This is a genomic window from Eximiradius sp., from assembly GCA_937127445.1.
Lineage (GTDB): Bacteria > Bacteroidota > Ignavibacteria > Kapaibacteriales > UBA2268 > JAKIZO01.
Genome location: CAKZLY010000018.1, coordinates 43,911 through 57,209, shown reverse-complemented (window position 1 = coordinate 57,209; position 13,299 = coordinate 43,911). Strand labels below are relative to the sequence as shown.

At 36.1% G+C, this 13,299-nt stretch carries 13 protein-coding genes; 9 read left to right on the top strand and 4 right to left on the bottom strand.

The genetic code is table 11. From position 1 onward, the window contains the following. Nucleotides 1-2: 2 nt before the first annotated feature. Nucleotides 3-1,151 carry a methionine adenosyltransferase gene (gene metK, locus AC6QZF_RS05685; protein WP_499798911.1) on the top strand — a complete coding sequence of 383 codons (1,149 nt, stop codon included), beginning with the start codon at nucleotides 3-5 and terminating at the stop codon, nucleotides 1,149-1,151. Nucleotides 1,152-1,166: 15 nt separating this feature from the next. Then, nucleotides 1,167-2,480: an adenosylhomocysteinase gene (locus tag AC6QZF_RS05680; protein WP_499798910.1), complete on the top strand. Its 1,314-nt coding sequence runs from the start codon at nucleotides 1,167-1,169 to the stop codon at nucleotides 2,478-2,480. Nucleotides 2,481-2,677: 197 nt separating this feature from the next. Here AC6QZF_RS05680 and AC6QZF_RS05675 read toward each other — a convergent pair whose 3' ends face one another. From AC6QZF_RS05675 to AC6QZF_RS05660, 4 genes are all read right to left on the bottom strand, one after another. Continuing rightward, the gene (locus AC6QZF_RS05675; RefSeq protein WP_499798909.1) at nucleotides 2,678-3,898 is read right to left on the bottom strand and encodes an S-adenosylmethionine:tRNA ribosyltransferase-isomerase; all 1,221 of its coding nucleotides are present in this window, start codon (nucleotides 3,896-3,898) and stop codon (nucleotides 2,678-2,680) included. Continuing rightward, nucleotides 3,885-4,502: a DedA family protein gene (locus AC6QZF_RS05670; RefSeq protein WP_499798908.1), complete on the bottom strand. Its 618-nt coding sequence runs from the start codon at nucleotides 4,500-4,502 to the stop codon at nucleotides 3,885-3,887. Before AC6QZF_RS05670 ends, AC6QZF_RS05675 begins: the two co-directional genes overlap by 14 nt. Nucleotides 4,503-4,731: 229 nt before the next feature. Then, a complete protein-coding gene (gene murD / locus AC6QZF_RS05665; RefSeq protein ID WP_499798907.1) occupies nucleotides 4,732-6,060 on the bottom strand; it encodes a UDP-N-acetylmuramoyl-L-alanine--D-glutamate ligase in 1,329 nt (442 codons plus the stop codon). A gap of 54 nt (nucleotides 6,061-6,114) precedes the next feature. Further along, nucleotides 6,115-7,374 carry a thymidine phosphorylase gene (locus tag AC6QZF_RS05660; protein ID WP_499798906.1) on the bottom strand — a complete coding sequence of 420 codons (1,260 nt, stop codon included), beginning with the start codon at nucleotides 7,372-7,374 and terminating at the stop codon, nucleotides 6,115-6,117. A gap of 83 nt (nucleotides 7,375-7,457) precedes the next feature. Here AC6QZF_RS05660 and AC6QZF_RS05655 point away from each other — a divergent pair, with 83 nt between their 5' ends. The 7 genes from AC6QZF_RS05655 (at nucleotide 7,458) to AC6QZF_RS05625 (ending at nucleotide 13,293) form a co-directional block, all read left to right on the top strand. Then, nucleotides 7,458-8,222, top strand: a complete 765-nt coding sequence (locus AC6QZF_RS05655) for a TrmH family RNA methyltransferase (protein ID WP_499798905.1) — start codon at nucleotides 7,458-7,460, stop codon at nucleotides 8,220-8,222. 9 nt (nucleotides 8,223-8,231) lie between these two features. Next, nucleotides 8,232-9,464: a histidine--tRNA ligase gene (gene hisS, locus AC6QZF_RS05650; protein WP_499798904.1), complete on the top strand. Its 1,233-nt coding sequence runs from the start codon at nucleotides 8,232-8,234 to the stop codon at nucleotides 9,462-9,464. A 114-nt stretch (nucleotides 9,465-9,578) separates the two neighbouring features. Beyond that, nucleotides 9,579-10,139 carry an NUDIX hydrolase gene (locus AC6QZF_RS05645; protein WP_499798903.1) on the top strand — a complete coding sequence of 187 codons (561 nt, stop codon included), beginning with the start codon at nucleotides 9,579-9,581 and terminating at the stop codon, nucleotides 10,137-10,139. Nucleotides 10,140-10,141: 2 nt separating this feature from the next. Next, nucleotides 10,142-10,915, top strand: coding sequence for a ParA family protein (locus AC6QZF_RS05640; RefSeq protein ID WP_499798902.1), 774 nt, complete (start codon nucleotides 10,142-10,144; stop codon nucleotides 10,913-10,915). 10 nt (nucleotides 10,916-10,925) lie between these two features. Next, entirely contained in the window at nucleotides 10,926-11,921 is a 996-nt protein-coding gene (locus AC6QZF_RS05635) for a ParB/RepB/Spo0J family partition protein (protein ID WP_499798901.1), read from the top strand. Further along, entirely contained in the window at nucleotides 11,914-12,336 is a 423-nt protein-coding gene (locus AC6QZF_RS05630; protein ID WP_499798900.1) for an acyl-CoA thioesterase, read from the top strand. The genes AC6QZF_RS05635 and AC6QZF_RS05630 overlap by 8 nt, the downstream gene beginning before the upstream one ends. Nucleotides 12,337-12,360: 24 nt before the next feature. After that, nucleotides 12,361-13,293 (top strand): PorV/PorQ family protein, encoded by a 933-nt coding sequence (locus AC6QZF_RS05625; protein WP_499798899.1) that lies wholly within the window; start codon nucleotides 12,361-12,363, stop codon nucleotides 13,291-13,293. The last annotated feature ends 6 nt before the right edge of the window (nucleotides 13,294-13,299 follow it).

Here is a 13,299-nt window from a genome sequence, read left to right as displayed (position 1 = left end):
TTATGGACAGAAGAAATCATTATCTATTCACTTCGGAATCTGTTTCCGAAGGACATCCTGATAAAATTTGCGACCAGGTCTCCGATGCTGTGCTTGATGCTATGCTCAAAGACGACCCCAATAGCCGTGTCGCTTGCGAATGCTTTGCCACAACTGGTCTTATTGTTGTTGGCGGTGAAATTACTACTGAAACTTATGTAGATTTGCAAAAACTTGTCCGTGGCGTTATTCGTGATATTGGTTACGAGCACGCTGGCTATCGCTTTGATGCTGATTCTTGTAGCGTGATTAATGTTATCAATCATCAATCGCCTGATATTGCTATGGGGGTAGATACTGGCGGTGCCGGCGACCAAGGTATGATGTTCGGTTATGCTACCGACGAAACTCCTGAATATATGCCTGCTACTCTGGCTTATGCTCACAAACTAATGAAGGAACTTGCTCGTATTCGTAAAGAAAAGAAGATTATGACATACCTTCGCCCTGATTCTAAATCCCAAGTTACTATTGAATACGACCAGAATAACAATATCGTGCGTGTTGATACTGTCGTCGTCTCTACTCAACACGACCCCGATGTCTCACAAGAACAAATCCGCAAAGATATTATTGAAAATCTAATTATAAATGTTATTCCTCAGAAATATATTGATGAACATACAAAAATTTACGTTAACCCAACTGGACGCTTCGAAATAGGTGGTCCCCACGGTGATACCGGTCTTACTGGAAGAAAAATTATCGTTGATACCTATGGTGGACGCGCTCCTCACGGTGGAGGTGCTTTTTCTGGAAAGGATCCAACAAAAGTTGACCGTTCTGCTGCTTATGCTGCTCGTCATCTGGCTAAAAATATTGTCGCTGCTGGGATTGCCCGTGAGTGTACTATTCAGGTTTCTTATGCTATTGGTATTGCTCAACCGATTTCTATTAATGTTAATTTTCATAATTCTGGCGAAATTCCTGAATTCGAAATAGCTGATTTTATTATGAAAAATATTGATTTAACTCCACGCGGAATTATTGAGAAGTTTAATTTGAGACGTCCAATATATCGACAAACTGCTGCCTATGGTCATTTCGGACGTAACGAATTCCCCTGGGAAAATCTTGATTTAGTTGATGTATTAAAGAAAAATTTTGCTTAATATAAAGGAATTAGTATGGGAAACTATCCTCCTAAAAAATCACAAGGTTCATTCTCTGAAGTTGAGGGCAAATATTGCGTTCGTGATATTTCTCTTGCCGAAGAAGGGCGCCTCTTAATTGATTGGGCTGAATCTCGTATGCCTGTGCTTATGGCTTTGCGTAAGAAATTTTCTGAAACAAAACCTTTCAAAGGATATACTATCGCCGGCTGTCTCCACGTTACAAAAGAAACCGCTGTGCTTATCCGTACCTTTGCTGCTGCCGGTGCTAATGTAACCTGGTCTGGCTGCAATCCTCTATCTACTAATGATGCTGTTGCTGCTGCTCTTGCTGACGAAGGTGTTTCAATTTATGCCTGGTACGGCAATCATCCTGATTTCTACTGGTGTATTGAGCGAACTATCGACCACAATCCGCATCTTACTCTCGACGATGGTTGCGACTTAATCAACACTGTTCACGAAAGCTATGAATCAATGGCTAAAAACCAAATAATTGGTGGAACTGAAGAAACAACTACGGGTGTCCAACGTCTCCGTGCTCGCCAAAATGCCGGTAAGCTTTTCTATCCCGTTTTTGCTGTCAATGATACTGAAACTAAATGGGATTTCGATAATGTTTATGGTACCGGTCAATCTACAATCGATGGTATTATTCGTGCTACCTCTGTTCTGATTGCCGGAAAAAACTTTGTTGTTGCCGGTCACGGTCATTGTGGTAGCGGTGTCGCAAAACGTGCTAAAGGCTTAGGTGCAAATACAATTTGTACCGAAGTTAAAGCAACTGCTGCTTTAAAAGCTATTCTGGAAGGACACGAAGTTATGTCTATGAACGAAGCTTCAAAAATAGGCGACATTTTCGTTACCGCAACAGGTGTAAAAGATGTTATCCGTAAATGGCACTTCGAAAATATGAAAGATGGTGCTATCGTATGCAATACAGGGCATTACGACGCTGAAATAAATATCCCAGAACTCGAAGAACTTTCCGTCTCCAAACGCACCATTCGTCCAAATTGCGAAGAATACACTCTAAAAGATGGTCGCCGTATTTTCTTACTTGCACAAGGTCGATTGATTAATCTTGCTGCTGCCGAAGGCCATCCTTCCGAAGTTATGGATATGTCTTTTGCCAACCAGTTTATGGCTCACCTGCGTCTTCTTGAAGCACATAAACGTGGTGAAAAACTTCCTGCCGAAGTTTTAGACCTTCCACAAGAACAAGATGAATTTATCGCTAAAACTAAACTTGAAATGTTGGGTATTTCTATCGACCAACTTACCGAAGAGCAAATTGCTTATATCAATAACTATAATGCTGGAACTTAATCTGCATTCATTATTTTTTGTACACGTAAGGCTGCCAAAAAGGCAGCCTTCTTTACATAAAAACATTTTATTATTCATTTTTAAAAATTCTATCTTGTATTATTCTATGTAAAAATTTATCTTGTCTCAATTTTGTGTTACTTACCAACAATCTGTATTTTGTTTTGAGATAAGCATTAAGCAATACGTTTACCAAATTATCTCATCAATAAAGAACTATCACCGTAACTCAAAAAACGATAATTATTGATTAACGCTTCATTATAAATTTGTTTCCAGAATTCCCCTCCAACAAATGCACTAATGAGCAATAACAATGTGCTTTTAGGAAGATGAAAATTTGTTATTAGTCCATCTGCTGTCCTAATTTGATAGCCAGGCAAAATAAAAAGCTCAGTATTCCCTGAAATAAACAACCTGTTTTCTTCCGAAAATTTTTGCTGAATTTCTATCATAGATTGTTCAAATGTGATTTCAGGATATTTATCAAGTAATTGATAAGGTTCGAACTGATTTAATAATAAATTTGTGTTAATGTCAAAGTTCTGGTAATGAATTTTTACTCCAACCCAATAAAGTGTTTCGAGCGTGCGAAGCGAAGTAGTGCCTGTGGCAATTATTTTTGAATTTTTTCTGATTGCTAAAATAAGGTTCTCAATAGTTGCTTTCGAGACAAACAACTGTTCTTTGTGCATCTTATGTTCGGCAACACTTTTTTCGATTGGAACGAAAGTGCCCGGACCAACATGCAATATTACTTCATCAAATAAAATCTGCTTTGCTTTCAGTTTGGCAATCACTTTATCAGTGAAATGCAATCCAGCGGTTGGAGCAGCAACCGAACCCTCTGCCTTGCTATACACAGTTTGATAGCGGTCCTTGTCTAATTCAATTATATCTCGATTAATGTATGGTGGAAGTGGAATTTGCCCAATTTTCAAAAGAATTTCAGAAAAAGTATCACTTGCCGAATATTCAAATTCAACGATTGCATAATTTTCATATCGCTTTAACATTTTTGCCGATAACTGATTGTCATTAGAAAATAATTTAGTGTTTTCGCGAATATTTCTTCCACCAATAATACATTCCCATATGCAATTTTTTCGAGCGGACATTGTAATTTGCGGGTCAGAAGATGGTGATATTGGATTAACGCATAACAATTCTGCTTTGCCGCCAGTTTGCTTCGACATAAAAATACGGGCTTGTATTACTTTCGTAGCATTTACAATAATTAGCGAATTACTTGGAAGATAATCATTTATGTTAAAAAAAACGCTATGTTCTATTCTCTGTGATTTGCAATCAGCAACCAACAATTTACTTTGATCACGCTCTTCGAGCGGAAATAATGCTATTCTATCTTTTGGTAGTTCGTAGTCGAAGCCGTTTAAATCAATATTAGCTATTTCCATCTTGTCTTTTGCTTTGTAAATATGAATAAATAAAATATACAGCAATTAGTAATACGACAATTGGAATTAATATATATCCATATAAAGTCATATATTCATCGACTTTTTTCCAGTTGTCTCCAAATACAAACCCTAAATAAATTAAAATAAAATTCCACAATAACGCGCTCAAAAATGATAAAATAGTTGATTTTCTGAATGATAACAAGCTCATTCCTGCAAAAAAAGCAATGACTGCTCGCGTCCCAGACAGAAATCGATTTGCTACAATTAACCAATAACCCCATCTCTTGAATAAATCATCTACTTTCATTAAAGCTTTCTTAGAAATGAATTTTAATTTATCTGTTTCAATAAATTTCATCTCGAAGCGCACACCTAAAACAAACATTGTAATAAATCCCAAGGTCGAACCTAATGTTGCAAACAAAAGTAAAGGGATAAATCCTACTGAACCAGTGCCTACCAACGCCCCCATAAAAACAAGCACTGCATCCGATGGCGATGGTGGAAATATATTTTCAATATAAGTAACTGCAAAAGCAATTATCAATATCCAAAAAGGCGGTATTTTTTGTATTATTTCGATTAATGTTTCTAACATTCTAAATCAACTTTAATAAGCAAAATACAAATATATATATTTTTATCTAATAAATAATAAAGTATTGCAATAACAACAAGTTGGTGGTAATTTTAACTTGACTAATAATAAAAACATAAATAAAAAAATACGAAAATTTATGATAATTTATTTTTGCTATTCAAATGAAAATGGTGAAACAATCCACCATTTAGAAAATAGCCACAGTTAAAAATATAAGAACAATATTTTACAATGAATTTACAATTCGCTTAAATTCTTCACCCCTATGCTCGAAATTAAGAAACATATCAAATGATTTGCACGCAGGAGCAAAGAGCACTACTTCGCCATCATGGGCAACTTTTTTCGCTTCCAAAACAGCATCATACAATGTTTCAGCTTTTACACAACGTTTCATTGCACAAAAGTGATTAAATATCGCATCCTTTTCTTCGCCCAGGCAAATAATGCTGCTAACATTTTTCTGAACAATTTCGTCCAATTGGGAATAATCATTGTTGTCTCCTCTGCCACCTGCAATCCACACAATCGGTCTTGTGTAGCTTGCGAGAGCAAACCACGCTGCATTAATATTTGTTGCTTTAGAATCGTTTATAAAATCAACTCCGTCTATTGTGCGGACATATTCCAGACGATGTTCTACACCTCGGAATGTCATCAAGCTATCGCGAATATTTTCATTAGGTATTTCAAAAGCGCGCGCCGCTAAAGCTGCTGCCATAGAATTGTAAGTATTATGAACACCCGCTAATCCAAGCTTACTTGCCAAAATCAGGTCCTCCTCGTTATACTGCTCAACTAATTTTATCAAACCATCGGTGCAATATGCTCCCCGCACCACTGGTTTTAGCGAGATGAAAGCAACTTTTGCCTTTGTGGATGGCAAAATCCCCATAGTTGCATCATCGTCTGCATTTAAAATTAGTAAATTTTCGGGAGATTGTTGCAAGGAAATTTTATACTTTGCTCGGATATATTCTTCCATTGAGCCGTGATAATACAAATGGTCTGGCGTAATGTTCAAAATTATCGCTACATCTGGTTTGAATTTATAACATCGGTCAAGTTGGAAACTGCTGAGTTCTGCTACTATTATTGTATTGTCTTCGATATTATCAACAAGGGAAGCAAGTGGTTTGCCAATATTCCCAGCTGCAACTGCTTTTTTGCCTGAATTATTTAAAATATAGGCTATTAGTGATGTAGTAGTTGTCTTTCCATTGGTCCCGGTTATTGCAATAATTGGATTTTTCAAATACTTATAAGCATATTCAATTTCACTAATTATGGGGATCCTCAAGTTTTCTGCTTTACGAATTATATCAGCATGTGGTGGAACACCCGGTGAAGTAATAATCAAATCGCAATTTTGCAAGGCTTTGTCGGTATGCCCACCAAATTCAAAATTTATCTCATATTCTTCTAATTCTTTCTTCAATAAATCAAAATTTGATGGAGTTTTACTTTCAGTTAAAAATACTTTCTCGCCTTTTTTAATGGCTAATTTTGCCGCTTCAAGACCGCTTTTGCCAGCTCCAACTACTGTAATATTCATATTTTCACCAAAAAATAAGACAAAATTACCAACAATTCTTACTTTATCAAAGTGCTATAATTGATTATCCCAAATAATAGCATTTTTGAATATTTTTTCAGCATTTTCAAACTTTGATTTATCTCGAGCAAAAAGTACTGCAATCGGTTCTTCTCTTTCGCAACTATCACCATTTTTTTTCAGAAACTTTATTCCTGCTGCGAAATCAATCTGGTCGTTTGCTACTTTTCTTCCAGCCCCGAGTTCAATAGCAGCATAGCCAATTTCTTTTGTATGAAAACCTGTAATTTTTCCAGATCTATCAGCGCTAACGATATAAATCGGAGTATTTGCATATTCTTTTTCAGAAATTGAAATATTCCCACCTTGTGAAGCAATCCAACGAAGGAAATTATCGTATGCTCTGCCAGACGACAGCACATTTTCAATCCCACTAAGAGATTGATTCTTATTTTCATATATGTTAGACATTACTAAAAGCTCACTTGCAAGTTCAAAAGTAATCACTTTCAAGTCTTCCGGGAAATCGCCTCGCAGACAATTTTGTACTTCGACAACTTCCAACCAGTTCCCGACATAATTTCCGAGCGGATTATTCATATTGGTCGGAATTGCCTGAAAGCGGACATCAAAACTTTTACATACTTCATCCATTAATCTGACTAATTTTTTTGCTTGGTCAAAAGTTTGATAAAAAGCTCCATTCCCGATTTTTAAATCAAGCACTAATGCGTCTATTCCTTCGGCTAATTTTTTGCTTAATATAGAAGCAGTAATCAATGCATCTGATTCCACAGTTGCGGTTATATCTCTAATGGAATAAATTATCCTGTCTGCTGGGGCAATTTCTTCGGACTGGGCAATAATCATACCGCCAATTGTTTCCATCTGTTGTTTCATTTCGCTGTACGATAAATTCACCTTGTAACCGATTATGGATTCGAGCTTATCAATTGTTCCACCCGTATGACCAAGCCCTCGTCCAGAAATCATTGGAACTGCCAAATCAAACGAAAGTAAAATCGGAAGTAAAATTAGTGAAATTTTGTCGCCTACTCCACCTGTTGAATGTTTGTCTACCACAGGTTTGCCAATATAATGGAAATCGAGTTGGATACCCGAATGTAACATTGCTTGCGTAAGTGCAAATGTTTCGATTTCAGACATCCCATTGATACAAATTGCCATCAAAAGTGCAGCAATCTGCTCCCGAGAAATGCTATCTTCGATAGTTGCTTGAACAAAAAATGAAATTTCTTCTTGTGTTAGTTCAAATTTATCTCTTTTTTTTTGTAAAATTTTATAAATGTTCATAAATAACCTATTATGACTTGAATAATTGTTCAAAAAAAATTAAATTGCAAAAAATTAGTTAAACTACAATTTACGTAATTATAATGCACTACGCAATACCAATCGGACAAAGTTTGAGGAAGTTTATTAAAACGCTGCATCATAAGCAAACACGCGACGAACGCGGATTGTTTGTTGCAGAAGGAGAAAAGCTCGTCGAAGAACTTCTTAAAAGTTTATTTCAAGCCGAATTTATTGTTGTTCGTGAATCGGCTTCAAGCAGTATTATCAATCTAGCAAATAAATTCAATGAAAGAGGCGTTGCTGTTTATACAGCTCCAAAGCATCAATTTGATCAACTTTGCGATACAAAAACTCCACAAGGAATTTTAGCAGTTGTAAATACTCGTGAACAGAAAATTCTACCCAAAGAATCATTTATTGCTCTCGATGGAGTTTCCGACCCTGGTAATTTAGGTACAATTATTCGTGCAGCAGATTGGTTCGGTATTAATCAAGTGATTATCGGAAACGCCGGCGTTGACGGACTTAACCCTAAAACAGTTCGCTCAACAATGGGTTCAATTTTTCGGATAAATGTTATTTATACTGAAAATTTAGTCGAGTTTTTGCAAAAGCATTTCCCAAAAGTTAAAATTTTTGGTGCTGATATTGCATCAAATAACTTAATTGACACAATAAAACACCCAAAGCAATTTGGTTTAGTGTTTGGAAACGAAACCCAAGGAATTTCGTCAGAAGTAAAAGAGATCTTATGTTCTACTTTTAAAATACCGGGTTACGGGCAAGCAGAATCTCTTAATGTTTCTGTTTCGGTTGGTATTTCTCTCTATCATTTCACAAAATAAGGGTTATGTATGATTCAAGCAATTCGAGGCACAAAGGACATCCTACCCGATACAATTTCCCATTGGTATTATGTTGAAGAAACCGCAAGGAAGGTATCCGAACTGTTCGGCTACAAAGAAATTCGCACCCCCATTTTTGAAAAAACAGAGGTTTTCTCTCGTGGAGTTGGCGAACAAACCGACATTGTCAATAAAGAAATGTATACTTTCACCGACCGCGGCGGCGATTCCATAACTTTACGTCCTGAGATGACTGCTGCACTTGTTCGTGCTGTTATACAAAACTCAGTTGTTCAGCAGCAGGTAATTTCTCGTCTATGGTATTTCGGCCCTTTTTTCCGCTATGAGCGTCCCCAAAAGGGAAGATTACGCCAATTTCATCAATTCGGTGCTGAATGTATTTCGTCGCCATATCCAGAAAGCGATGCTGAAATTATTCATCTCGCTGCGACTTTTTGCAAATCACTCGGTATTGATGATTATCAGCTGATAATTAACACTTTAGGCAATGAAAATTCCCGTTCCGAATATAGAAGAATTTTAGTTGATTACCTTTCTGCAAATAAAAGTCAACTCTCGGCTGAAAGCAAAAATAGATTAGAGGCTAATCCACTTCGCGTTCTTGATTCAAAAGACGAACAGGATAGAGAAATTATCTCGAATGCACCTAATATACTCGATTGCCTTGATGAAGAAAGTCATCAACATTTTCAGCAAGTTCTCGGTATTTTAGATTACCTAAATATTCCATACAAAATCAATTCACGGCTTGTTCGAGGTCTTGATTATTACAGTCATACAGTCTTCGAACTTCAACACAATAGCCTTGGGGCACAGGATTCGTTTGGCGGTGGTGGTAGATACAATAGCCTTTTCTCTCAACTTGGTGGGAAAGATACTCCCGCAGTGGGATTTGCTATGGGGGTCGAGCGACTTCTCTTGATTTTGGAAAGTATTAACAAAATACCTGTACCAAGCATTTTGGCTGATTATTATATAGTTTTTGCTAATTCGGATTATTCAAACATTGCTTTCAAAATTGCTGAAAAATTACGTATGAGGGGTAAAAAAACTATATGTGATGTTCAAAGGCGTTCAATGAAGGCACAAATGAGAGAAGCAGGGAAACTAAATATCCCTTTTGTTATTATTATTGCAGAAGAAGAATTAAAACAAAATTCAGTTGTTCTTAAAAATATGAGTGATGGCTCTCAACAAATCATAGAAATCGATGAATTATAAATTTTAGAGTTATTTATTTTGATAATACTTAATTAGAACTCATTTTTGGGTAAATTTGATTAGCTTAAAAAATTTACTTATTTTTGCTATTTATTACTTGATTATTCAAAAAATATGGATATTTGTCGCTGGGAAACTCTTGAAGAAGAATACGTAGGAAATTATAAAATTTTCGATTTATATTATTATACAAGAATTCATCCAATAAAAAAAACAAAGTCGAAATTTGTTGCTCTTAAATCACCAAATTGGGTTAATATACTGCCTATTACATCAAATAAAGAACTTGTTTTGGTCGAACAATATAGACACGGAACTGATGCTGTTTCGCTCGAAATCCCAGCCGGACTAATCGAAATAAACGAAGAACCAGCATTGGCCGCTGAACGTGAATGTCGAGAAGAAACTGGTTTTGTCGGATTGCATCAAGCGGAATTGCTTGGCTATGTAGAGCCTAATCCTGCTTTTCTTGGCAATAAATGTTATCATTATGTATGGTTTGACTGCGAACAAAAATTTGAACAAAAATTTGATGAAAATGAACTTATTTCAGTAAAATTGATTCCTTTGAAAAAAGTTCGAACATTGTTAGAAAATGGAGTAATTCGCCACAGCCTTGTGCTTTCGGCAATTATTTTCTTCAATATTAAATTTGGCGAAATCTGGAATTATTAAAAATGGGAAAAATAATAACAATTGCAAATCAAAAAGGTGGTGTTGGGAAAACAACCACTTCTATTAATTTAGCTGCTTCTCTTGCCGCAAGTGATATACCCGTTTTGCTTGTTGATATTGATCCTCAGGCAAATGCTTCGGGTGGGATTGGATTTGACATCAAGCAGCTCGAAAATACAATTTACGAAGTGCTTGTAAATGATTTGTCACCAGAAGAAGCTATTTTAAAAACAGAAATGCCAAATTTAGATCTTCTGCCTTCTCATATTAATTTGGTCGGTGCTGAAATCGAAATGGTCAATCTTGAACACCGAGAGCTTGTCCTTCGGAATGTTTTGAATAAAGTTCGCGATAGGTATGCATTTATCATAATAGATTGTCCCCCTTCGCTTGGTTTGCTTACTCTTAACGCTCTTTCAGCAGCTGATTCTGTGCTTATTCCTGTTCAATGTGAGTTTTATGCGCTCGAAGGCTTGGGACAACTTCTTAACACTATTTCTATTGTAAGGTTACATATTAATCCTGAACTTGATATTGAAGGTGTTTTGCTTACAATGTATGATTCTCGTTTGAGGTTGTCCAACCAAGTTGTTGAAGAAGTACGCCGCCATTTTGACGGCAAAGTATTTGATACTTTGATCTCAAGAAATGTTAGACTATCAGAAGCACCTTCGCACGGTAAACCTGTGTTGCTTTATGATGCAACTTGTTCAGGAGCGGCAAATTATCTCGAACTTGCTTCCGAAATTCTAAAACGTAATTCAATTAATAAATAAAGTTTGAAAAATGCTACAAGAACAAGATAAAAATACTAAAAAAGTTCAAGTTAGGCACGGATTAGGAAAAGGCTTGGGGGCTTTGATCCCTTCTGTCGAATTCAACAAGGATAAAGGTTTCAAAATTACATCTGAAAGTGAGAGCAAAGAAGAAATTAAAGGTACCGTATCGCTTATTGATATTGACAAGATTAAACGTAATCCATATCAACCGCGACGTGATTTTGCTCCTGAAGCATTGGAAGAATTAAAGAACTCCATCTTAAAACACGGAGTAATTCAGGCAATTTCTGTTCGCCATTCAATCAACGGATATGAACTTATTTCTGGTGAACGCCGACTTCGTGCTTCAATAGCTGCTGGACTTAAGCAAATTCCTGCCTACGTGCTCGATGACGTAAGCGATAAGCAAATGCTCGAAATCGCTCTCATCGAAAATGTACAACGCGAAAATTTAAATCCAATTGAAATTGCTCACGGTTACAATCGGCTTATTGAAGAATGCAACTACACACAAGAGCAAGTTGCAGAACGTGTTGGCAAAGACCGTTCAACGGTTACTAACTTCCTGCGGTTGTTAAAATTACCCGAAAGCATACAGGAATTGGTTCGTGAGAAAAAACTTTCTATGGGACACGCTCGCACACTGCTTGCACTCGATGATCAGCTCAAAATGATTGCTGCATCGAATGAAATCGTTGAAAAGGAATTGTCCGTTCGTGCAACTGAAATGCTTGTGCGGGATATTCAAAAAGGTAAGGTCAAATTTACAATTGATGGTAAACGTATTGCACCGCAAAAGGATAAAAAGGACATTCTTCCAAAAGAAAGCGCTTTGCAATTAGAAGAAATTGAAAATAGATTGCGGCATTTATTTGCTACTAATGTCAAAATTATTCCAAAATCACAAGAAAGTGGCACTATTGAGTTTGAATTTTACTCCATTGATGATTTTGAAAGGTTAATTGAAATTTTTGAAAACACTGCAAAGAAAGAAAATGAATAAAATTTATTTGAAAAATACAACTCAAATTAGAGTTCGCTATGCAGAAACAGACAAAATGGGATTTGTGTACAACGGCAATTATCTTACTTATTTTGAAGTGGGACGTGTTGAATTGATGAGGCATTTTAATTTGAGTTATGCTGAATTAGAAAAATATGGTTATTATCTGCCGTTGGTAGAAACTCATTTGAAGTATGTTAAATCAGCATATTACGATGATTTGCTTGATATCGAAGCATCTTTGGAATGGCAATTAGAACCAATTCTTAAATTCCAGTATAGAATTACACGTAATGGTGAGCTAATTTGCGAAGGATTTACTGCCCATTGTTTTATGAACAAAGAGACTATGAAGCCAGTTCATCCGCCGAAAATATTTATTGACGCAATCAATAAAATCAAGCTTTCTGCGTAATTGCATAAGTTATTTGGATAATTTATGAAAAAAGTAGTTTTTTTTGCTTTTCTATTGTTAAATGTTGCTGCTTATGCGGATAATACGCCTTTTAATTTCCTGAGAAATATTGCAAGTGCTCGAGCAGCTGGACTGGGTGGTAGTTTTGCATCAGTTGCTGACGACCCAAGTGCTGTTTTTTTTAATCCTGCAACACTTTCGACGATAGAAAGCAATAATTTTTCTTTTAGTTTTACAAAACATATTCTTGATGTAAATAGTGGTAATTTAGTTTATATCCATGATTTTGATAAAATTGGCAGGTTGGCAGGAAGTGTGTCCTTTACTTCTTATGGTTCGTTTGATTATTATGACGGTGATGGTAATAAACTTCCAGGTTCATTTTCAGCAAATGATTTAATGTTTGGTGTCTCTTATACTAACACTCTTGATACCAATCTATACTATGGCGTTACATTAAAATTTGCTTACCTTTCCTTGGAAAAAGCTTCGACTTCGGCAATGGCCGTTGATGCGGGATTAATGTATTTACTCCCCGATGGGCGTTCAAATTTGGCTTTTAGTATATTACATGCAGGAAGTCAGATCTCCACATTGGAAGGACGTAAAGAAAAAATGCCATTGGACGTTCGTATTGGTGCAAATCATAGATTGCGTGGTTTACCATTGCTTGCAAATATTAATTTTCACCACCTTGCTGATAAATCTAAAAACTTTATCAGTAAATTCAAAAACTTTTCTCTTGGTGGGGAAATATATTTAGGTAGATATATACAATTAAGAGTTGGTTACAATAATCATATTCGTTCGAAAATTGCCAGTACATTTGATAAAGGTATGACAGGTTTTAGTGGGGGATTAGGCATAGTTCTTGAAGACTTCAGTTTTGATTATGGCTTTTCTCAATATGGAAATGATGCTAATTTGCATAGATTAAGCGTTTCTACTCGTTTGTAGAATTGC